A 22,199-nucleotide genomic window follows, 5' to 3' on the forward strand; every position below is an offset into this window, starting at 1 on the left:
AGAAGCCGAGGCACGCTACTACGCAGCAATCCGCGAGTCCGCCATGACGGCGTGACTCACAATCCGGAGTCTCCGGGAATCTCGGGGCGGTTCAATCGTGGCCAGCGCATCGCTTGTGACGGGACGACATCTTAGGGTGGATCTTGACCCACCACCTGTCGATCCACCACCTGTCGGCCCGGTATCCCCCAATCCGCCACCAACGCGTCCGGCGCTATCGATATTGCCGTTGGCTGCTGCGCGAACTGCGTTGGGTCAAGACCCACCCTGCGCCACCGCGGCCTACCCCACTACGCCGCGCGCAATCTGCATCAGCTGCGCCGCATCGCGCGACAGGATGGCGATGGCCTCGGCAAACGGCGCATGTGTGCGTGCGCCATGCGGCTCGATCTGCGCAGTGACCAGCGCATCGCTCATCGCGGTGGCGGCATTGAGGCGGGCCATCGCTTCGTCGAGCAGCGCGTTGCGCTGTTGCGGATTGTCGAGGGCGAGCGCGAACAGGACCGGCTGCGTTTCGCTGTTGTCGCCGGCGAGGGGGTAGAAGGATGGCTGGCTCATGGTGCGCTCCTGCCGCTGGCGAAAGGTTTTGAACCAGCCAGAGGTCTTCTGGCGAGGGACTTACGCATGACGTTCTCCCGTATGCAACCCGCCCTATGCGGTGGGAAGCGCACACTATCCCAGCTTCCCCGCGCTGTCGTGTCGCTACAGTTGCAGCGCTGCAACCTGTAGTTGCAAAGCGCTTCGAAGCCTAAGAAATTCGCCGGACTGCAACACCGGAACGTTCGACGCGCCTACGTACGGAATCTCGTCGACACGACAGCGCACGCCAAAAGGCCGACGACGACAAAACGTAGCAGCACCTCGCCCTCGCCCATCGCGCCGGTTGCGGCGCGATGGGCATCGCCGGCAGTGCAGCGCCCTGCGGCTCCCACCCTGCCCGGTCGCCACCCGCAGCGAACGGCAGCTACCCGGTCGAAAGTCGCTCCGCGGTAGTGGAAACCGCTTCCGTAGACCAAAAAAGTCGCGACGACCCAGTCGAAAGTCGCTCCGGACCAGTAGAAACCGCTTCGGTTGAACAAAAAAGTCGCAACGACCCAGTCGAAAATCCTTCCGGGGTAGTAGAAACCGCTTCGGTTGGACAAAAAAGTCGCAACGACCCGGTCGAAAGTCCTTCCGGAGCAGTAGAAACCGCTTCCGTTGGACAAAAAAGTCGCAACGACCCAGTCAGAAGTCCTTCCGACCCAGCCGCGTAATGATCTCTGACGAGAGAGCGTCGAAATCCGAGTAGCACTGGTGCACATTGTTCTGGTGCGCGCCAATCGCGCCATCTGCGCTGGTCAGCTTGAACATCGGCTTCCGTGCTTCCATCGCCATCGGCATCAAACTGCGGTAGTGCTTGATCCGGTGAATCTGGTTTTCGTTGCTATCAGGCATGGAATCCGACGACATGCCAAGGACACTCTCCCAGTAAACTTCTGGCAGACGCTGATTCCACCTCGAATACGCCTTGGTCGGCCGCCCCAAACGCTCGGCGTGCTGCATGAGTACGTATCCTATGGGATACATTTCCCCTTGCGGTATCTGCCCCAGACTTGGCGGCGCCTTCGGAAGCGCCTGCGCCCAGGTATCACGCCACCGACGGAGTGTGGGCCCCAGGTTCTTCAGCCCTTGGAGCGAAAACAGATCAGGCGCCACCGGCACGACGACGTGCGTCGATGCGACCAACGATGCACGATTGATGGCACCGAGATTGGGCCCTACGTCAAGTAGCACGATTTCCGCCTGATGACGTTTCGCCGCTTCGTCAATGACACGCCAGAATGCGGTGGTTACGCGAAAAGCGCGTTCACGCCCTTCTAAACAACGGGGCCACTCGGTTGAAAGATCGTCTTCAATCCGTGACAGCGCAAGGTCGCCCACCAGAAGTCCCAGCCGATCACTCAGATGCTCGATATGTGCTTCCCGAATATCCCCCGTGCCTCCGAACAAAGGCGCAATGGCGCCATGCAACGTATTGGGATGGTCATGGTCCGGCCAAAGCGCTTCGAGCCGATCCTCATCCAACGCCATGATCGACAGATTGGACTGCGGATCGAGATCGACCGCGAGAACTCGGCGCCCCTGCTCGGCGAACATGAAGGCGCAGTGATAAACCAGCGAGGTTTTTCCAACGCCTCCCTTGTTATTGAAGAACGCGATGTTGACAGTCATGGCGTGTCTCCGCGAATGATCGCTGCCACCACGCCCGGTTGAACCTCAAAAACCAGCCTTTCTCCGAGATGCCGACGGGCGATGGCAATGCCCGCGCCAAAACGTTGCACGTAACCCAGAGCACGCAACGCTTCGGCCAAGTTTGGATTGCGATAGTCAGTGATGCCCGGCTGACCGAAGTTTTCAGAAGTTACACTTCCGAATGGCCCGCCGGGATTGTGAATCTCGATGCGGTCATCGAACCAATAGACACGAACTGGCGTGTTCGTCGCCTCATAACTTCGATGCATGTGCGCGTTACGCACCAGCTGCCTGAGCGCATCCATTGGAAAAGCCTCACGGCGTTCCTCAGTGGCGGTATCGGCAAAGCGCACACCGCGCAAGTTGTGTGCAGCCAGCTTTTCTTCCAACTGACGAATCTGATCCCCAACAGTGCCATAGATAGTTGCTTCGTCAGCAACAGGTGCCGCGAGATCATTGCCCGCCAGCCGGAGGAAAAGCGTGAAGGCGCCGGGAATCCAGTCTGACGGTGATCTGCCAACAACGAGCAGTCCCAGAACAGTCGGCACAGGCTCGTTTTCGCTCGTTACGATCTTGGTCGCCGCAAGTTTCTGCTCGTATGTGCGGTCATTGGCGACAAGAACATCGCGCGCGACCAAAGCGGGCAAATACTCCTGTTCGAAACGCAAACGATCGAGCTCGTCCACTCCGGCGTCGAGTACAGGCTGGACGTCATAAGGTCGGTCACGATGACGACGGCGCTCGTTCAGAATGCGCTCGTCCTGAGCCGTCGCAAGGCCACGACGCGGGCCCCAGCGCACGTGGATGCGCCCTTTGAAGCGCGCTGGCGGAGTGTCGCACGGTTGTACCGTTACTACGGCCAAATCGTGGTCTCGTAGCGTGCGCTTTTCTACCAAGAGTGACGGAGGCGGAACTATGTTGCCGTCTGTCTTGATATCAGCCAGCTGCCGCAGAAGTTCGTCCGAAACGACAAATCCTTCCATCGGCAAGCCATCGTCTCGCGCACCAATGAAGATCACGCCAGCCATCTTATGTCCCGCAAGGTCGTTAGCGAACGCACATACGGCCTCACGCACCGTCGTAGGCGCGGCGCCATTGAATGATTGTTTGCGTTCGACCCGATCTGATTCAAGATCTGTCAGCAGCCGTTCCAAGTCCTGGTCGCCGAATTGGGCCATGCAGAATCTTCCTTCATTGAAGCCGCCGCGCCGCAGAGGCATCCGACTTGACTGCTGTTATTGCGGATTGGTTGGACGCGCAAGCCTGATGGTAGAGGCCAACCAGCCGACGATGCTAAAAAAGCTAAATCTCAAACTGCTCATTCAAAATCCGATCCTCCAGATTGTGCTCCGGATCGAACAACAAACTCACCGTCTTCTCCTGCGATTCGAAAATCGTCACTTCCACAATGTCGCGCACTTCGTACGAGTCGGCCGTCGCGCTGACGGGCCGCTTGTAGTGGTCGAGCACTTCGAAGCGCACCTGCGTGGCGGACGGCAGGATGGCGCCGCGCCAGCGCCGCGGGCGGAACGGGCTGATCGGTGTGAGGGCGAGCACGTTGGAGCCCAGCGGCAGGATGGGGCCGTGGGCAGAGAGGTTGTAGGCGGTGGAGCCGGCGGGGGATGAGAGCAGGATGCCGTCGCAGACGAGTTCTTCGAGTTTGACGATGCCGTTGAGCGACACGCGCACGTGGGCGGCTTGCTTGGTCTGGCGCAGCAGCGACACTTCGTTGAAGGCGGTGGCGGCGACGGTGGAGCCGGATTCGGTCTGCACTTCCATCATCAGCGGGCGCAGCGTGGTGGGCTGGGCGCGGGCGATGCGTTGGTCGAGGTCGTCCATGCGGTACTGGTTCATGAGGAAGCCGACCGTGCCCAGCTTCATGCCGTAGACGGGCAGGCAGCGCGCGTTGTGGCGGTGCAGGGTCTGCAGCATGAAGCCGTCGCCGCCGAAGGCGACGATGACGTTGGCTTCATCCAGTGGCGTTTCGCCGAAGCGTTCGCGGGCGAGGGTGAGCGCGGCCTGGGCGTCTTCCGTCTTGCTGGCCACGAAGTAGATGCGCTGGCTCATCGCTGTACGCTGCTGTCCGGGGTCGGCCGAGTGTAACCGCAGCGGGAGGCGCGGCGGCTACTGGCGCCCGATGGCGTGTGCCGGATCAGGCAACCGCCATTCGCGCTGGAGCGAAACCACGTCGACGATGCCGCCGACCGCAGGTCACGGAGCGACCGTGGCCGTGTTATCGAAGCGTCGAAAGAAACGCGCCGCCACAGCAAGCGGCGGCGCGCCGTCCTCGGCTAGGGCACGCGGCAGTTGCGGCAGACGATGGCGAAATCCTGCTCGGTGCCGTCGCCGCTGTTGGGCAGGGCATCCGAGTTGATGTTCGCCGCGGTCACCTGCACGCGCAGGGTGGCGCCGACCTGTTCCGGCGTCAGCATCACGGCTTCGACGTTGTTGCGCGGGTCGGCCGTACCGCCGGTGGCGGAGTTGCCGGCGGCGTCGAATACATTGCCGCGAAAGCGCACTCTGTCGCTGAATACGAGCAGGTCGAGGTCGTTGTTCCAGGCCGCCTGGCTGCCGCCCAGGCCGTGGCCGGGGGCGTCGGTATAGACCAGCATCACCTGCACCGGCTTGGTCGGGTCGACCGGGCGCAGGTCGCGCTTCCACACCTCGCCGGTGCTGCCGAGCACGGTCTGCTGGTCGTAGTACCAGACGGTCGCGTCCTGGGCCAGCAGGCGGTCGGTGCGCAGGCGGCCCCAGCCCTGCTTGTTGTCGGGGCGGTGGACCAGGGCGATGCCGTCGGCGTCGTTGCCGCCGAACAGGTCTTGCGCCGAGGCGAGCAGGGCTGCCTTGACCAGGGCCGGGCTCGGCGTGGCGCCGCCATTGTCATTTCGGTATTTCTGTACAAAAAGGCCGGCCGCGCCGGCCACGTGCGGCGAGGCCATGCTGGTGCCGCAATCCAGGCCGTAGCCGGTCGCGTTGATGGCCGAGTCGATCTCGCAGCCCGGCGCCACCAGGTGCGGAATGCGCCGCGTGTCCAGCGCCGGGCCGTGGCCGCTGTTGGTGCTCAGGCTGTTCAGGCGCGCGGTATCGGGCACGCCGGGGCCGGTTTCGCCCCAGGTCGAGCCGACGGTGATCACGTTCTTGGCTTCGTCGGGCGAACCCTGGCTGCTGGTGCCGCCGTAGCCGTTCATGATCGACAGCACGTAGATCAGCGGCTGGTCGCCGGCCAGGGCCGGGTCGGTATCGCGTGCGCCGACATCTACCTGGCGCGTGTCGCCGTCGTAGCCGACGGGCGACGCTGACGGTCCCCAGCTGTTGCCCGACAGCACGGCGCCGTTGGCGTAGGACTGGGTCATCAGCTTGAGCAGGCCGCCGGCCTGGGTGAAGGTGGGCGAGTAGACCTGCTCGACCAGGCGTGCGCCCGGCGCCATGCCCAGGCCGCGCTGGAAGCCGTTGACCGCCGTGCCGGCACCGCCGTCGCCAGCCATGATCGCGGCCGTATGCGTGCCGTGGCTGCTGCTGGCGCTGCCGCCGCAACTGCTGCCGGTGCAGGGCAGCATGCGCGCCACCAGCGAGGGGTTGTTCTCGAAGATGCCGGTATCGATATTGGCCATGATCACGCCGCTGCCGTCCACGCCGGCCTGGGTGAGGCGCGCGCGGTAGCCGGCCTGCGGCACGCCGCCGCTGCCGAACATGTTCATGCTGATGGCATCGCCGACTTCGCCGCGGTTGCCGCCCGAGGTCTTCAGCGGCAGCACGGCGTAGACGCCGGGAATCTGCAGCAGGTTGTCCAGCGTGGCCGCGTCGGCGCGGGCGCGCACTTCGTCGAAGCTGGCGTCGATCGGCGCGCGATCCAGCACCTCGGCGCCGGCCAGGCGCAGGTGGGCCTCGTCCACCTGGGCAGGACGGTACAGCCAGACGCGCACGTTGCCGCGCTTGGCGGTTGCCGTCACGCCGTTGTGCCGCCACTCGCGGCGGAATTCGCCGGCCCAGCGCACTTCGCGGCTGCCGGCGGCGGCGCGGGCGAGGTTTTCGCCGCTGCCCCAGACCACGTAGGCATCCGGTGCCAGGTATTGCACCGCGGTCACGCCTTGCGCGCCGAGGCTGTCCAGCCAGGCCTGCTTGACCGGGCCGTGGAACTGCAGCAGGTGCAGCCGCGGCGCGGTTTCCGCGGCGATCTGCTGCAGGGAATCGGGGTAGCTGGCGAGCGGATCGAAACGCGTGGCGCCCAACTGCAGGCCGAACGCATCGAGGGCCTCCGCCGCATCGGTGATGCCGAGTGCGCGCAGGCGCTGGGCATCGCCGCGCACCCAGAGAAAGCTGCCGTAGTCCTCGACCACGGCGACACCGGCCGCCCGCGCGGCGGCGGCCTGCGACGGCTCGATACGCGCCCAGGACGCGGCGAGCGCCGGTAGCGCGGCGGTGGCGAGCGCCAGCCCGAGCAGGCTACGGCACAGGGAAGGCGGCAATCGATACGGCATGCGCGGGCTCCGGGCAAAGGGGACAGCGCGACCATAGCGCGACTTCGCCGTGGCGTAGCGACGGCGAAGAACGGCAATTCACACGTTTGGCCGCGTGCGTTCCAATCCACTGGAAAGCCGCTTTCATCCATCCAACCCATGCCAACGAGGCCGCACGGCAGGCGTGCGGGATCGTGAGTGCGATCGCGCCCGCCGGCGGGCGGATGGACTGCGCCGGAACGCAGTCCATCACCGTCAACGCGCTACTACGGTGCGAAACCTCAGCGCGCGCCGGCCTGTACCAGCTGGGCCAGGCGGCGCACCGCGACCGACACGATGGGATAGTCGGTGACGACCTGGCTGCGCATGTCGGCAAACATGCCCAGGGTGAACTTGAGCGAGGCGTCGTCGCGGTTGAGCCACTGCTCCACCAGCGCCGCGCCGCTGCCCTTGCCGCCCTTGAGCACCTGGGCCGCCAGCGCCCGGTGCTGCTGGTACAGCTCGTCGCGCAGCGAGCCGCGTGCGTGGGCATGCCAGCGCGTTTCCACGGTCAACTCTTCCACCTTTGACATCAGCCACTTCAGGTGCAGTGCCTCGCCCAGGGCAAAGTGCACTTGTGCCACTTCGGGCACGGCCAGTTTGTTGTCTTCGGCGGTATCGATGATGTCCAGCGCCGAGACCAGCGCCGGCACGCCGGCCAGCTGTTCGGCCAGCTCCTGCGGGAAGCCCTGGCCCAGCCAGCGTTCGCGGGCGGCATCGAAGGCGGCGCGTTCGCTCGCCGACAGCACTTCGGCCAGCGACTGCTTCAGCTTGAGCATGCCGGGCTGGTAACGCGTCACCGCCTTGGCGATATCCAGCGATTCGCCGGGCTGGTTGAGCAGCCAGCGCGTCATGTTGCGCAGCAGCTGCCAGATCACCAGCAGCGCATCGATCTGCGCATTGCCGTTGACCTTGCCGTCCAGCGCCTCGATGCCGGCCCACAGGTCGCGCGCATCGAGCACTTCGCGCGCGATGGTATAGGCCTTGGCCACGGGCGCCGGCGCCTGGCCGGTGTCTTCCTGCATGCGCAGCACGAAGGTCGCGCCCATGCGGTTGATCATCGAGTTGGTCACCGCGGTGGCGATGATTTCGCGCTTCAGGCGATGGCGTTCCATGTGCGCCGAATACTTCTCCTGCAGCGGCTCGGGGAAGTAGCGCTTGAGCTCGCGCGAGAGGTAGGCATCTTCCGGTACGTCGGAGTCGAGCAGCTGCTGGAACAGCACGATCTTGGAATACGACAGCAGGATGGACAGCTCGGGCCGGGTCAGGCCCAGGCCGCGTGCCTTGCGTTCGGCGAACTCTGCATCGGACGGCAGGAATTCGATCTGGCGGTCGAGCAGGCCCTGCGCTTCCAGCGTGCGCACGAAGTGCTGCTTGGCGCCCAGGCGGCTGACCGACATGCGTTCCATCACGCTGATGGCCTGGTTCTGCCGGTAGTTGTCCATCAGCACCAGGCGCTCGACTTCGTCGGTCATGTCGGCGAGCAGCACGTTGCGCGCTTCCAGCGTCAGCTCTTCGCGATGCACCGCGTCGCCGAGCAGGATCTTGATGTTCACCTCGTGATCGGAGGTGTCCACGCCGGCGGAGTTGTCGATGAAGTCGGTGTTCATCAGCACGCCGTTGAGCGAGGCCTCGATGCGGCCGCGCTGGGTCATGCCGAGGTTGCCGCCCTCGCCTACCAGCTTGCAGCGCAGCTCGCGGCCGTTGATGCGGATGGCGTTGTTGGCGCGGTCGCCCGCGTCGGCATTGGTTTCCGCTTCCGATTTGACGTAGGTGCCGATGCCGCCGTTCCAGAGCAGGTCGACCGGCGCCTTGAGGATCGCGCGCATCAGGTCGTTCGGCGACATCTGTTCCACGCCGTCGTCGATGCCGAGCACGGCGCGGATTTCCGGCGAAACCGGCATGGTCTTGGCGCTGCGCGGGAAAATGCCGCCGCCCTTGGAAATCAGGCTGGCGTCGTAGTCGGCCCAGGAAGAGCGCGGCAACGCGAACATGCGCGTGCGCTCCTTGAACGAGATGGCCGAATCCGGGTTGGGGTCGAGGAAGATATGCCGGTGGTCGAACGCGGCCAGCAGGCGGATGTGCTTGGACAGCAGCATGCCGTTGCCGAACACGTCGCCGGACATGTCGCCGATGCCGACGCAGGTGAAGTCTTCGCTCTGGCAGTCGCGGCCCAGGGCGCGGAAATGGCGCTTGACCGATTCCCAGCCGCCCTTGGCGGTGATGCCCATGCCCTTGTGGTCGTAGCCGACCGAACCGCCCGAGGCGAAGGCGTCGCCCAGCCAGAAGCCGTGGTCGGCGGAGATCGAATTGGCGATGTCGGAGAACGTGGCCGTGCCCTTGTCCGCGGCAACGACGAGGTAGGGATCGTTGGCGTCGTGGCGCACCACGTTGCGCGGATGGACGATCTGGCCGTCGACGATGTTGTCGGTAATGTCCAGAAGTCCATTGATGAACATGCGGTAGCAGGCGATGCCTTCGGCCAGCTGCACGTCGCGATCACCGCCGACCGGCGGACGCTTGACGAAGAAGCCGCCCTTGGAGCCGACAGGCACGATGACCGTGTTCTTCACCATCTGCGCCTTGACCAGGCCCAGCACCTCGGTGCGGAAATCTTCGCGCCGGTCGGACCAGCGCAGGCCGCCGCGGGCGACCGGGCCGAAGCGCAGGTGCACGCCTTCGACGCGCGGCGAATAGACGAAGATTTCGCGATAGGGTTTCGGCTTGGGCAGGTCGGGCACCTGCGCGGGGTCGAACTTGAAGCTGATGTAGTCCTTCGGCTTGTTGCCGTCGAGCTGGTAGTAGCTGGTGCGCAAGGTGGCGCGGATCACACCCATGAAGCTGCGCAGGATGCGGTCTTCGTCGAGGCTGGCGACGCGATCGAGCAGCACGCGGATCACCGCGATCACCGCATCGGCCTGCACCTCGCGCGATTCGCCGCGCGCGGCATACAGGGCCTCGAACGCCAGCGCGTTGCTGGCGCGCACGTCGTCGGGCACCAGCGCGTCGAGTTCCTTGGCCAGGCGCTTGCGCGCCTGTTCCACCGTGGCCTTGGAAGCCCCTTCGCGGGCCGGGTCGAACTTGATTTCGAACAGTTCCACCAGCAGGCCGGCGATGGCCGGATACAGGTTGACCGTGGCTTCCATGTAGGCCTGCGAGAACGGCACGCCGGTCTGCAGCAGGTATTTGCAGTAGCCGCGCAGCATGGCGACCTGGCGCCAGTCCATCTGCGCGCCGAGGATCAGCTTGTTGAAGCCGTCGTTCTCGGCCTGGCCGCGCCAGATGCGCTCGAAGGCGTTCTGGAAGGCTTCACGCACTTCGTCGATGTCGAACTCGCAGGCCGTGGCGGTCTGCACGTCGAAATCCTGGATCGAGATGGTCGACTCGCCCAGGTCCATTTCGTAGGGGTGTTCCGAAACGATCTTCAGGCCCATGTTTTCCAGCATGGGCAGGGCATCGGACAAGGTGATCGGCGCGCCGTAGCGGAACAGCTTGAAGCGCAGGCCTTCGCCCTTCTTGCGCGAGCGGTACAGCGACAGGCGGATGTCTTCCGGCGTCTTCAGCGCCGCGGCGGCTTCCACGTCGGCCACCGCCAGGTGCGGCGTCACTTCCTCGATGTAGCTGGCCGGCAGCGCCTTGCCGTACTTGTTGGCGAGCTTGAGGCCCTTGTCCTCGCCGTGCTTCTGCACCAGGGCATCGCGCAGTTCGTCGGACCAGTTGCGCACGATCTGCACCAGCTTCTGCTCGATCTCGGCCACGTCGTAGCTGGCGCTTTCGCCGGGCTTGGGCCGGATGATCAGGTGCAGGCGTGCCAGCGGCGATTCGCCCACCTGTACGGTGGAATCGACGCGGTCGCCGTGCAGGGCGCGCTTGAGCATGGCCTCGATCTTCTCGCGCGTGGCGTTATCGAAGCGGTCGCGGGGAATGAATACCAGGCAGGAGAAGAAGCGGCCGTACTTGTCGCGGCGCACGAAGATGCGCGAACGCGTGCGCTCCTGCAGCTGCAGCACGCCCATCACGGTGCCGAACAGTTCGTCCTCGGTGGCCTGGAACAGTTCGTCCCGCGGCAGGGTATCGAGGATGTGCCGCAGCGCCTTGCCCGAATGCGATTCGCGGCGCAGGCCGGAGCGCAGCAGCACCGATTCCACTTTCTGCCGCACCAGCGGCACGTCCTGCGGCCGGCGCATGTACGCGCCGGAGGTGAACAGGCCAAGGAAGCGCTGCTCGGTCACCGGCACGCCGGCATCGTTGAAGCCGAGCACGCTGATGTAGTCCATGTAGCCCGGGCGATGCACCGTGGCGCGGGAATTGGTCTTGGTCAGGATGATCGCGTCGGTGGAACCCGACTGCGGCAGCTCGCGGGCGACCAGGCTCTTGAGCGGGCGCGGGCTGGCGTCTTCGTCCTGGCGCAGGATGCCCAGGCCGGAACTGGGTACGGTGATCAGCGCGTCGCTGGCCTGGTCGACGGCGTATTCGCGGTAGCCCAGGAAGGTAAAATGATCGTTTGCAACAAAGTTGAGAAATTCCTGCGCCTCGGCGACGCCGGCCGCATCGACCGGCAGCTTGCGCTGCGGCAGTTCGCGCGACAGCGCGAGCATCTTGTCGCGCATGGCCGACCAGTCGGCGACGGCGGAGCGAACATCCTTGAGCGAGCGCTGCACCGACAGCTGCAGGCGCTTGATTTCCTCGGCCTCGGCGATGCGGCTGAGTTCGAAATGCATCACCGATTCCGTCTTGCCCTTGCCGCCGTCGGTATCGATGCCGAGCACCAGCACATGGCCGCCGGCGTCGCGCTCGACGCGGTAGACCGGATGCACGATCGCATGCACCAGCAGGCCCGCGGCGCTGACTGCCATGGACACCGAATCCACCAGGAAGGGCGAATCTTCGGTGACCACCTGCAGCACGGTATGCGTGGAGTCGTAGCCTTGGTCGTCCAGGCTGGGGTTGAACACGCGGACGCGTGCTTCACCCGGCTTGCGCACGCGTACGAATTCGAGCAGGTCCAGCGCCATCGCCCCCCATTGCGCTGCCGGGCGGCTGGCCAGATCGTCCGCCGTCACGCGCTTGAGCAGGTGTGCGGTGAACGTCTGCGCCTCCTTGAGCCGTGCAGCAGTGAGCGTGCTCTTGAGTTCCGTCAGCACGGCCTCGACGGCCGGCGCCTGCGCAATCTCGCTCTTGGCGGACATGGGCTTCCCTGAAGCTAATGAAAGAGGCGCGGAGGATACGCCTGTGCGGCATCTGAATCCAGCCGAAAATCCCCCTAAAAACGGGCGTTTAACGCAGGGTCATGGAGGCTGGACGGGTTTCGCGCAGCGGGTGCGCAAGGCCTCCGCACCAGGCTTGAGCGAGCGCGGATTGCCAGTGCCATTGCCACACCGATCTGGAGGTGCCGCTTGCGGCCCGGCGCCGGCCGAGGCTTATGCAAGAGCTTGCTCTACCCCACCGCCTTCGCGGGAAGAAGATACCCCAGCGGATCGCTACTTTGGTCTAGCCCCCATCGACGCCGGCCCAACGAACACCTATGCTCCGCGCCAATTCTAAACTGGACGGTACAGTCCAACCCACGATGCCCGCCTCCCCCGCCAGTACGTCCAAACGCCACCAGCGCATGCGCGAAGCCGCCATCGAACTCATGTTCGAGATGGGCTATGCCGTGAGCATGGACGCCGTCGCCCAGCGTGCCGGCTGCTCCAAGCAGACCGTCTACGCCCACTTCGGCAACAAGGAAGGCCTGTTCCGCAGTGTGGTGAACGAATTGCTCGGCCCCATCGGCGCCAGCCTCGCCACCGATTGCGAAGACCTCGAAGCCGCGTTGCGAAGCTTCGCCCGCGCCCATCTGGAACACCTGGCCGAGCCGCGTACTATCACCGCCGTGCGCATGCTCACTACCGACATCGCCCGTTTTCCCGAAGAAGCCAAGGCGCTGTTCAACGCCGGCGCACTGAACATCCAGCAGCGCCTGGCCGAATGCCTGAATGCCGCGATGCAACGCGGCGAGCTGCGCCAGGACGATGCCCTGGCCCTGGCCGAAATGCTGCTCGGCATGCTGGTCGGTTTCGACATCGACCGCCGCCGCCTCGGCCTGGGAGGTCGCGACACCCTGCAGCAGCGAGAAGAATGGGCCGACCGCGCCATCGATTCGTTTCTACGCGCACATCGCGAGCCCGCTACTACCTTTCCCTCGTCCACCCGATCAAGGATGTCCTCATGAGCCCGCAGACCTTGCGCCTGCTACTCCCCGCCGCCTTGCTGCTGAGCCTGGCCGCCTGCGGCAAGAAGGCCGAACAACCCCAGGCTCCGCCGCCGCCGGAAGTGGGCGTGGTCAGCGTCAAAGCCGCCTCTGTGCCGCTGACGCGCGAACTGGTCGGCCGCCTGGCTGCCACCCGTACTGCCGAAGTGCGTGCCCGCGTACCCGGCATCGTCGAACGCCGCCTGTATACCGAAGGCAGCGACGTCAAGGCCGGCCAGGCCCTGTTCCAGATCGATCCGGCAACGCTGCAGGCCTCGCTGAATGCCAGCCAGGCAGCCCTGGGCCAGGCCCGCGCCACCGCGGCGAATGCCGAAGCCAAGGCCAAGCGCTATCAGGACCTGGCCGCGCGCGGCGTACTCGCCAAGCAAGACCTGGACGACGCCATCGCCAGCCAGCGCACCAGCGCCGCGGCGGTGAAGCAGGCGCAGGCCGCGCTGGAATCGGCCAAGCTCAGCCTGGGCTATGCCGCGGTGACCGCGCCCATCGACGGCCGCGCCGGCCGCGCCCTGGTCACCGAAGGTGCGCTGGTTGGCCAGGGCGAAGTCACCCCGCTGACCGTGGTCGAGCAGATCGATCCGATCTATGTGGACTTCAGCCAGTCCGCCGCCGAAGTGTCGCAGCTGCGCACCGCCCAGGCCGCCGGCAAGCTCAAGCTGGCCGCCGCGGACAAGGTCGAAGTGCAGCTGTCCCTGCCCGACGGCACGCCCTACGCCCAGACCGGCTCGATGAGCTTTGCCGACCTGGCGGTCGACCCGGCCACCGGCACGATGTCGCTGCGCGCGACCTTTCCCAATCCCGAGCGCAACCTGCTGCCGGGCATGTTTGTAAAAGTGAAAGTGGTGCAAGGTGAACTGGAACAGGCGTTCCTGGTGCCGCAGCGCGCCATCCAGCGCGATCCCAAGGGCGCCTACGTGCTCGTGGTCGGCGCCGACAGCAAGGTCCAGCTCAAGCACGTGGAGCTGGGCGAGCTGCACGGCGCGGACTGGGTGGTGAAGAGCGGCATCGCCGACGGCGACCAGGTCATCGTGTCCGGCGTGCAGAAGGCCCGCCCGGATGCGCCGGCCAAGGCCGTGCCGCAGGAACAACTGGACAAGGCAGCCCAGGCCGCCCCGCAAGCCCCGGCCACGCACTAAGGCCAAGGAGAAATTTCCGTGCCTCATTTCTTCATCGAACGCCCGATCTTCGCCTGGGTGATCGCGATACTGATCACGCTGGGCGGTATACTTTGTACCGTGCGCCTGGGCGTGGAATCGTATCCGCAGATCGCCCCGCCCCAGGTCGTCGTCAGCGCCACCTATGCCGGTGCCAGCGCCGAGACGGTGGAAAAGACCGTCACCCAGGTGATCGAACAGCAGCTCAACGGCATCGACAACCTGCTGTATTTCAGCTCCACGTCGAACGCCAGCGGCAACGCCTCGATCACGCTGACCTTCAACAGCGGCACCGACCCCGACATCGCCCAGGTGCAGACGCAGAACCGCGTCTCGCTGGCGCTGCCGCGCCTGCCGACCGACGTCACCCAGCAAGGCGTGGTGGTGGCCAAGGCGAATGCCGGCTTCCTCATGGTCGCCGCGCTGAAATCCGACGACGGCTCGCAGGATTCGTATGCGCTGAACAACATCATTTCCTCGCGCATCCTCGACCAGATCCAGCGCGTCGCGGGTGTCGGCAGCGCCACCCAGTTCGGTTCCGAATACGCCATGCGCATCTGGCTCGACCCGGACAAGCTGCAGGGCTACGGCATGGCGCCCAGCGCCGTGCTCAACGCCATCCGTGGCCAGAACGTGCAGTTCGCGTCGGGTTCCATCGGCAGCACGCCGACCATCGACCAGCAGGGCATCTCGGCCACGGTCATGGCCGAAGGGCGTTTTTCCACTCCGCAACAATTTGAAAATATCGTACTGCGCACCTCGGCCGACGGCACCACGGTACGCATCAAGGACGTCGGCCGCGTGGAGCTGGGGCCGTTCGCCTACGGCCGCGCCACGTATTACGGCAAGAACGCCATCGCCGGCTTCGCCGTGCAGCTGCTGCCCGGCGCCAACGCGCTGGACGTGGCCAACGCGGTAAAGCAGCGCATGGCCGAAATGCAGCCCAGCTTCCCGTCGGGCGTATCGTGGTTCGTGCCCTACGACAGCACCACGTTCATCAAGCTGTCGATCCTGGAAGTGGTCGAGACGCTGGTCATCGCCGTGGTGCTGGTGTTCGTGGTGATGCTGGTATTCCTGCAGAACCTGCGCGCCACCCTGATCCCGACCCTGGTCATTCCGGTCGCGCTGATGGGCACCTTCCTCGGCATGTACTTCGTCGGCTTCACCATCAACCAGCTGTCGCTGTTCGGCATGGTGCTGGCCATCGGCATCGTGGTCGACGACGCCATCGTGGTGATCGAGAACGTGGAACGCATCATGAGCGAGGAACACCTCTCGCCCAAGGAAGCGACCAAGAAAGCCATGGGCCAGATCACCGGCGCGGTCATCGCGATCACCGTGGTGCTGGCTGCCGTGTTCATTCCCTCGGCCATGCAAGGCGGCTCGGTCGGTGCCATCTACCGCCAGTTCGCCCTGACCATCGCCATCTCGATGGGCTTCTCGGCCCTGCTCGCGCTGTCGTTCACGCCGGCCCTGTGCGCGACCATGCTCAAGCCTACGCATCCGAAACCCAATGCGTTCTTCCGCTGGTTCAACCGCGTATTCGACCGCGCCCTCACCACGTATACGCGCCAGACCACGCATGCGGTCAAGCGACCGCGCCGCTGGATGGCGCTGTTCGCCGTCGTCGTGGTGCTGTGCGGCTTCCTCTACACGCGCATGCCGGGCAGCTTCGTGCCGGAAGAAGACCAGGGCTATACCCTGGCCATCGTGCAGCTGCCGCCGGGCGCCTCGCTGCAGCGCACGACCGAGGCGATGCAGACCGTCAATGAAATCCTGTCCAAGAATGAAGCGGTGGAAGCGGTGCTGCAGGTCAGCGGCTTCAGCTTCATCGGCCAGGCCGACAACGTCGGCATGGCGTTCATCCGCCTGAAACCCTGGAAGGATCGCGACACCGACGCGATGACCTTCATCCAGCAGGCCAACGGCGCGCTGTTCATGGGCCTGAAGGATGCGCAGGCCTTCGTGGTCAACCTGCCGACCATCCAGGGTCTGGGCGCTTTCGGCGGTTTCGACATGTACCTGCAGGATCGCAGCGGCGCCGGTCACGAAGCCCTGGTCGCAGCACAGAACCAGCTGCTCGGCAAAGCCGGCGAAATGAAAGACGTGCTGCAGGGCGTGCGTCCCAACGGCCTGCAGGATTCGCCGCAGCTGAAGATCGACATCGACCGCATCCAGGCGCAATCCATGGGCCTGGCCGTGACCGATGTGTTCAGCGCCATCCAGCTGATGCTGGCGCCGGTGTACGCGAACGACTTCTTCTACCAGGGCCGCGTACTGCGCGTGGTGCTGCAGGCCGATGCGCCGTTCCGCATGGGCCCGGAAGCCTTTAGCCGCATCTTCCTGCCCAGCTCCCTGCCCGCCAGCGGCAACAGCAGCAGCACCACGCCGAACATGATTCCGCTCTCCAGCGTGGTGCATTCGCAATGGGTGCTCGGCCCGCCGGCCCTGGTGCGCTACAACGGCTATTCCGCCATCGAAATCGTCGGCTCGCCGGTCCCCGGCCGCAGCTCCGGCGAAGCGATGGCCGCAATACAGGGCATTGTGGAAAAAGACCTGCCCAGCGGCTTCGGCTTCGACTGGTCCGGCCAGTCGCTGCAGGAAATCGTCTCTGGCAACCAGGCGCCGCTGCTGTTCGGCCTGTCCATCCTGGTGGTGTTCCTCTGCCTCGCCGCGCTGTACGAAAGCTGGTCGATTCCCGTCTCGGTGATGCTGATCGTGCCGCTGGGCATACTTGGCGCCGTGGTGTTCTCGCTGATGCGCGGACTACCCGACGACGTCTACTTCAAGATCGGCCTGATCACCATCATCGGCCTGGCCGCCAAGAACGCGATCCTGATCATCGAGTTCGCCGTGGAAGCCCAGCGCGAAGGCAAGCCCCTGCGCGAAGCCATCATCGATGCGGGCCGCCTGCGCATGCGCCCGATCCTGATGACCTCGTTCGCCTTCATCCTCGGCGTGCTGCCGCTGGCCATTTCCTCCGGTGCCGGCGCCAACGCCCGCCATGCCATCGGCACCGGCGTCATCGGTGGCATGGTGTTCGCGACCTTCCTCGGCCTGCTGTTCGTGCCGATCTTCTACGTCGCAGTCCGCCGCTTGCTGGGCGACCGGACGGACGAAGATCCGGCGCAGCACAAGAAGGTCGAAGGACCAGATGGTGGGGCACACTGAAAGGGAGGGGCACGCTGGAAGGCCTGCCCCTTCACCCAGCCCTCTCCCCCAAACGAGTCTGGTGGAGAGGGCCAAAGCAAAGCGGTAGCCATCAAAACGTATCGGTGCGGGATAGGAAAAGCTTCCTCCAACACGTTTGGAGGATGGCTGAAGCAAAGCTATAGCGATCAAACCGCGTAGGTGCGGGATACCCAAAAACGCCCTCTCCTCCAAGCTCGCTTGGGGAGAGGGTTGGGGTGAGGGAGCAGGAACGCCCGCCAGGCTCAGTCCCAGGCGTGTCGCGATACCGCGAGGGTTTGAAACACGGCCACAAAATTCAACGGCCGCCGTACCGCCTATCGCTCTTCAGGCCAACAGAAAACTCAGCGCAAGCCCGTCTCGTTGCGCGCAATCACCATGCGCTGGATCTCGCTGGTGCCTTCGTAGATCTCGGTGATCTTCGCATCGCGGAAATAGCGTTCCAGCGGCATCTCCTTGGAATAGCCCATGCCGCCGTGGATCTGCACCGCCTGGTGGGTGATCCACATGGCCGACTCCGACGCCGTCAGCTTGGCAACCGCGGCTTCGGTGGAGAAACGGCCGCCGTGTTCCTGCGCCTGCTGCTTGGCCCAGGCCGCACGCAAGGTCAGCAGGTGCGAAGCATCGAGCTTGCACTTCATGTCGGCGATCTTGGCCTGGGTCATCTGGAAGCTGCCGATGGACTGGCCGAACGCCTTGCGTTCCTGCGAATAGACGATCGTCGCCTCGTACGCGGCGCGGGACAGGCCGACCGCCTGCGAGGCAATGCCGATGCGGCCCGCATCCAGCACGCCCATGGCGATCTTGAAACCCTCGCCTTCCTGGCCGATCACCTCGGCCGCACTGGCGTGGTAGTCGGCGAATTCGATCTCGCAGGTGGCCGAGGCGCGGATGCCCAGCTTGGGCTCGGTCTTGCCGCGGCCAAAGCCGGCGCGATCCGTGTCGATGATGAAGGCAGTGATGCCGCGCGCGCCCTTTTCCGGCTCGGTCATGGCGAACAGCAAAATATACTTTGCCACCGGACCGGAAGTGATCCAGCTCTTCTTGCCGTTGATGAGGAAGCTGCCATCGGCCTGCTTGGTCGCACGACAGCGCATGGCGGTGGCGTCGGAGCCCGACTGCGGCTCGGTCAGCGCGAAGGCGCCGATGGCCTGGCCCGAGGCGATGGGCGCCACATAGGCCAGCTTCTGCTCGTGCGTGCCGAACTTCAGCAGGCCGTTGCAATACAAGGTGTTGTTGACCGACATGATGGTCGAGTGGGCGCAGTCGGCAGCGGCGATCTCGATCATCGCCAGCACGTAGGAAATGGAATCCATGCCGGCGCCGCCGTATTCGGTCGGTACTTCGATGCCCATCAGGCCCAGCTGGCCCATTTCCTGGATATTCGCCAGCGGAAACTCGCCCTTGTGGTCGAACTCCGCCGCTACCGGCGCAATGCGCTTCTGGGCGAAATCGCGCGCAATGGCCTGGATCGACAGCTGGTCTTCGGTAAATCGGAAATCCATGGGCAACTCCTGCTGGGCCGCACGTCGGACGCGCCCAAGAAGCCGGCACGTCCCGCGGAGGGTGAAGGATCGGCGATTTTACCGGTTCGGCTGCCCAAATGGATCATTGCGCCAAATCCACCGACCAAGGTCGCGCCGGGACCGCCCCAGCCGTGAGCACAAAAGCGCCAGCGCCGGCCGCACTTGCCAGCCGTGGGCCAGGCGAAGGGCCGGCGCGCCGGCTGGCTGGTGCTGCCGCCCCTCAGTCGTCCTGCCGGTCGCGGCGGACAAAACACCCCGGATACGGCAAACGCTGGGCCAGTATCCACGGCAGCAATTCCGCTTCGTTATAAGCCCGCGACCAGATCACGTGCTTCTCGCCGGCGTACTCGGTGTACTTCGGCGCGCCGCCGAAAGCACGCAACCCCCGCACGATCACGCGCGAGCCCACCTGCGCGCCGCCATAGCCCCATTCGATATCGGTGTCGTCGTCCTCGGCGCCGTGGAAAATCCATTGTGGAATTTGCGCGATGTGGCGCAGGCCCGAGGGTTCGGTCATGCCCGACATGGGCACGCCGGCGGCGAAGCATTTCGGATAGCGCTTGAGCGTGTCCCAGACACCGGTGCCGCCGTCGGAAATGCCGGTGATCACGATGCGCTGCGTATCCACGGGAAACGTATGCACGGCATCGCGGATCGCCGCGGCCACGCGCTCCGGCGGCCAGTAGCCGTCGGTGGTCTGCGGTGCGATGTACAGCAGCGGCGTGCCGGCCTTGCGCGCCTGGTCGATTAGCTGCATCGAGCCGTTGCCGTAGCCGTCCAGCTGCGCCTCGTTGTCCTCGCCGTCCTGCCAGTCGCCATGCAGGAACACCACCAGCGGCACGTGCTCGCCGCGCGCCGGCCTGGCCGTGAGCAGGGCGCGATACGGCACGTGCAAGGCATCGCGGCTCCAGTATTTGGCCAGCTCCGCATCGTCGACCGCCTGCGCGGCACCGGCGCTACCGCCTACAAGCAGGCTCAACAGAACAAGGGTTCGCATATGGCCGCGAAGAATAGCCGCAGCGCAGCGCCGTGTGGCGATGTCGACAGGGATCGGACAGCGCCGTCGCCACATCCGCCACGCCTTCATTGACCCGCGAGCATCGCCCCGTTACGCTCCGCATCCATCTTTTGATCAAGATGAAAGGATAAATAGTGGATCTGGCCGCCACGTCGGCATTGCTGCGCCTGTTGTCCGACCCCACCCGGGTGCGTCTGCTCGCCTTGCTCGAACGCGAAGAACTGACCGTGGCCGAGCTGTCCGCCGTGCTGCGCCTGGCCCAGCCGCGCGTCTCCACGCATCTGGCCAAGCTCAAGGAAGCCGACCTGGTGCGCGACCGCCGCGCCGGCGTATCGGCTTATTACCGCTGCAATACCGAACTGCCGCCGCGGGAAGAAGCGCTGCTGCGCGCGCTGAAGGAAAGCGTCGACGACGCCGTACTGCGCGAAGACGACGACCGCCTGCCCGGCGTACTCGCCCAGCGCGCCCGCGCCGAAGGCTGGGCCGACACCGTCGCCGGCGACATGGAACGCCACTACTCGCCCGGACGCACCTGGGAAGCCCTGGCCCGCGCCATGACCCAGCTGGTGGAAACCGGCGACGTACTCGACATCGCCTCGGGCGACGGCGTACTCGCCGAACTGCTGGCACCGCAGGCGCGCTCCATCGTCTGCGTCGATGCCAGCGAACGCGTGGTACTCGCCGCGCAGACGCGCCTCAAGGCACTGACCAATGTCCGCGTCGAACTCGGCGACATGCACGCGCTGGAACTCGGCGAACGCCGCTTCGATCTGGTGCTGCTGATGCACGCCCTCACCTATACCGAGCGGCCTGCCATGGTGATTGCCGAAGCCGCGCGCGTACTGCGCCCCGGCGGCCGCCTGCTCGCCGCCACGCTGGGCCGGCATGCGCACAAGACCACGGTGGAACCGTTCGACCATCGCAACCTTGGCTTCAAGCCCGACGAACTGCGCGATTTCGCGCGCAAGGCCGGGCTGGATGTCGTCGCCTGCCAGCGTGCGACCAAGGAACAGCGGCCGCCGCATTTCGAAGTCCTGACGCTATTGGCGCGCAAACCTTAGCAAGTGTTTCTTTTTACAGATTGCAGCAGTACCGACTGGCCCGGCCATTCCGGATCACTCCCGCCCCACAGCATGCGGTAACCGACATGAAACTCCTGCCCTGGCTCAATCCTTCCCGCGCCAACGCCCTGCTCGACGCCCTGCAGCAGCGCATCCTGATCATCGACGGCGCCATGGGCACCATGATCCAGGGCTACAAGCTGGACGAAGACGGCTATCGCGGCGAGCGTTTCTCGCAGGGTTACGACGGCCGCCACCACCATGTGCACGACCACAAGCACCACGTCTGCGACCTTAAGGGCAACAACGACCTGCTGCTGCTGACCCAGCCGCAGATCATCCAGGCCGTGCACACCGCCTACCTGGAAGCCGGTGCCGACCTGCTCGAAACCAATACCTTCAACGCCACCTCGATCAGCCAGGCCGACTACCACCTCGAACACATCGTGTACGAGCTGAACAAGGAAGGCGCGCGCCTGGCGCGCGAGTGCTGCGACGCGATCGAAGCGAAGGTTCCCAACAAGCCGCGCTTCGTCATCGGCGTGCTCGGCCCGACCAGCCGCACCGCCTCGATCAGCCCCGACGTGAACGATCCCGGCTATCGCAACGTCAAGTTCGACGAACTCGGCGAAACCTACCGCGAAGCGATGCGCGGCCTGATCGACGGCGGCGCCGACATCATCATGGTCGAGACCATCTTCGACACACTCAACGCCAAGGCAGCGCTGTACGCCATCGAGCAGGTGTTCGACCAGCGCGGCGCGCGCCTGCCGGTGATGATCTCCGGCACCATCACCGACCGCTCCGGCCGCACCTTGTCCGGCCAGACCGCCGAGGCCTTCCTGTATTCCATGCGCCATGCGCGGCCACTCTCGATCGGCCTGAACTGTGCGCTCGGCGCCAAGGATCTGCGTCCGCACGTGGAAACGCTGTCCAGCCTGGCCGACTGCTACGTGAGCACGCATCCGAATGCCGGCCTGCCGAATGCATTCGGCGAATACGACGAGACGCCGGAAGAAATGGCCGAGACGATCCGCGAATTTGCCGAAGCGGGGTTTCTCAATCTGGTCGGCGGCTGCTGCGGCACGTCGCCGGCACATATCAAGGCTATTGCCGACGCGGTGGCGGGAATTGCGCCGCGCGTGCCGGTTGCTTACGGCATAGAAAAAGTCGCCTAGTGCGTAGCAAGGTTTTCGATGCTTTCGACTTTGCATTTTTGATGGTGGGATACCTTGGTATCGGGGTGCCCCTTGCGGCTTAGCCCAAGCTACCC

At 65.0% G+C, this 22,199-nt stretch carries 13 protein-coding genes; 5 read left to right on the forward strand and 8 right to left on the reverse strand.

Annotated features, from left to right (window positions below):
- Positions 1-282: 282 nt before the first annotated feature.
- The 6 genes from DFR29_RS27740 to DFR29_RS27770 form a co-directional block, all read right to left on the reverse strand.
- Entirely contained in the window at positions 283-558 is a 276-nt protein-coding gene (locus DFR29_RS27740) for a hypothetical protein (RefSeq protein WP_133821898.1), read from the reverse strand.
- A 666-nt stretch (positions 559-1,224) separates the two neighbouring features.
- Complete coding sequence (locus DFR29_RS27750) at positions 1,225-2,211, reverse strand: ParA family protein (RefSeq protein WP_133821900.1); 987 nt, start codon at positions 2,209-2,211, stop codon at positions 1,225-1,227.
- Positions 2,208-3,410, reverse strand: coding sequence for an ATP-binding protein (locus tag DFR29_RS27755; RefSeq protein WP_133821901.1), 1,203 nt, complete (start codon positions 3,408-3,410; stop codon positions 2,208-2,210). Before DFR29_RS27755 ends, DFR29_RS27750 begins: the two co-directional genes overlap by 4 nt.
- Positions 3,411-3,534: 124 nt before the next feature.
- On the reverse strand, positions 3,535-4,299 hold the full coding sequence (locus DFR29_RS27760) for an NAD kinase (RefSeq protein ID WP_133821902.1): 765 nt from the start codon (positions 4,297-4,299) through the stop codon (positions 3,535-3,537).
- A 224-nt stretch (positions 4,300-4,523) separates the two neighbouring features.
- Positions 4,524-6,710, reverse strand: a complete 2,187-nt coding sequence (locus tag DFR29_RS30385; protein ID WP_133821903.1) for a S8 family serine peptidase — start codon at positions 6,708-6,710, stop codon at positions 4,524-4,526.
- Positions 6,711-6,970: 260 nt separating this feature from the next.
- The gene (locus DFR29_RS27770) at positions 6,971-11,917 is read right to left on the reverse strand and encodes an NAD-glutamate dehydrogenase (RefSeq protein ID WP_133821904.1); all 4,947 of its coding nucleotides are present in this window, start codon (positions 11,915-11,917) and stop codon (positions 6,971-6,973) included.
- Positions 11,918-12,297: 380 nt separating this feature from the next.
- Between DFR29_RS27770 and DFR29_RS27775 the strand changes: the two genes are divergently transcribed.
- The 3 genes from DFR29_RS27775 to DFR29_RS27785 are packed head-to-tail and all read left to right on the forward strand — an operon-like array spanning position 12,298 to position 17,303.
- Positions 12,298-12,942 (forward strand): TetR/AcrR family transcriptional regulator, encoded by a 645-nt coding sequence (locus DFR29_RS27775; RefSeq protein ID WP_166654398.1) that lies wholly within the window; start codon positions 12,298-12,300, stop codon positions 12,940-12,942.
- Positions 12,939-14,114: an efflux RND transporter periplasmic adaptor subunit gene (locus tag DFR29_RS27780; RefSeq protein WP_133821906.1), complete on the forward strand. Its 1,176-nt coding sequence runs from the start codon at positions 12,939-12,941 to the stop codon at positions 14,112-14,114. The genes DFR29_RS27775 and DFR29_RS27780 overlap by 4 nt, the downstream gene beginning before the upstream one ends.
- A gap of 18 nt (positions 14,115-14,132) precedes the next feature.
- Entirely contained in the window at positions 14,133-17,303 is a 3,171-nt protein-coding gene (locus tag DFR29_RS27785) for a multidrug efflux RND transporter permease subunit (RefSeq protein ID WP_133821907.1), read from the forward strand.
- A gap of 362 nt (positions 17,304-17,665) precedes the next feature.
- On the opposite strand, the gene DFR29_RS27790 is transcribed toward DFR29_RS27785, so the two are convergent.
- Together DFR29_RS27790 and DFR29_RS27795 are read right to left on the reverse strand one after the other, a co-directional pair.
- Positions 17,666-18,826 (reverse strand): acyl-CoA dehydrogenase family protein, encoded by a 1,161-nt coding sequence (locus DFR29_RS27790; protein WP_133821908.1) that lies wholly within the window; start codon positions 18,824-18,826, stop codon positions 17,666-17,668.
- A 241-nt stretch (positions 18,827-19,067) separates the two neighbouring features.
- Positions 19,068-19,826: a carboxylesterase family protein gene (locus DFR29_RS27795; RefSeq protein WP_166654399.1), complete on the reverse strand. Its 759-nt coding sequence runs from the start codon at positions 19,824-19,826 to the stop codon at positions 19,068-19,070.
- 173 nt (positions 19,827-19,999) lie between these two features.
- On the opposite strand from DFR29_RS27795, the gene DFR29_RS27800 reads away from it, so the two are divergent.
- Together DFR29_RS27800 and DFR29_RS27805 are read left to right on the forward strand one after the other, a co-directional pair.
- Positions 20,000-20,926, forward strand: coding sequence for an ArsR/SmtB family transcription factor (locus DFR29_RS27800; RefSeq protein WP_133821910.1), 927 nt, complete (start codon positions 20,000-20,002; stop codon positions 20,924-20,926).
- Positions 20,927-21,012: 86 nt separating this feature from the next.
- Entirely contained in the window at positions 21,013-22,104 is a 1,092-nt protein-coding gene (locus DFR29_RS27805; protein WP_133821911.1) for a homocysteine S-methyltransferase family protein, read from the forward strand.
- Positions 22,105-22,199 lie beyond the last annotated feature (95 nt).

It is taken from the genome of Tahibacter aquaticus, assembly GCF_004363655.1.
In the GTDB taxonomy this organism is placed as follows: domain Bacteria; phylum Pseudomonadota; class Gammaproteobacteria; order Xanthomonadales; family Rhodanobacteraceae; genus Tahibacter; species Tahibacter aquaticus.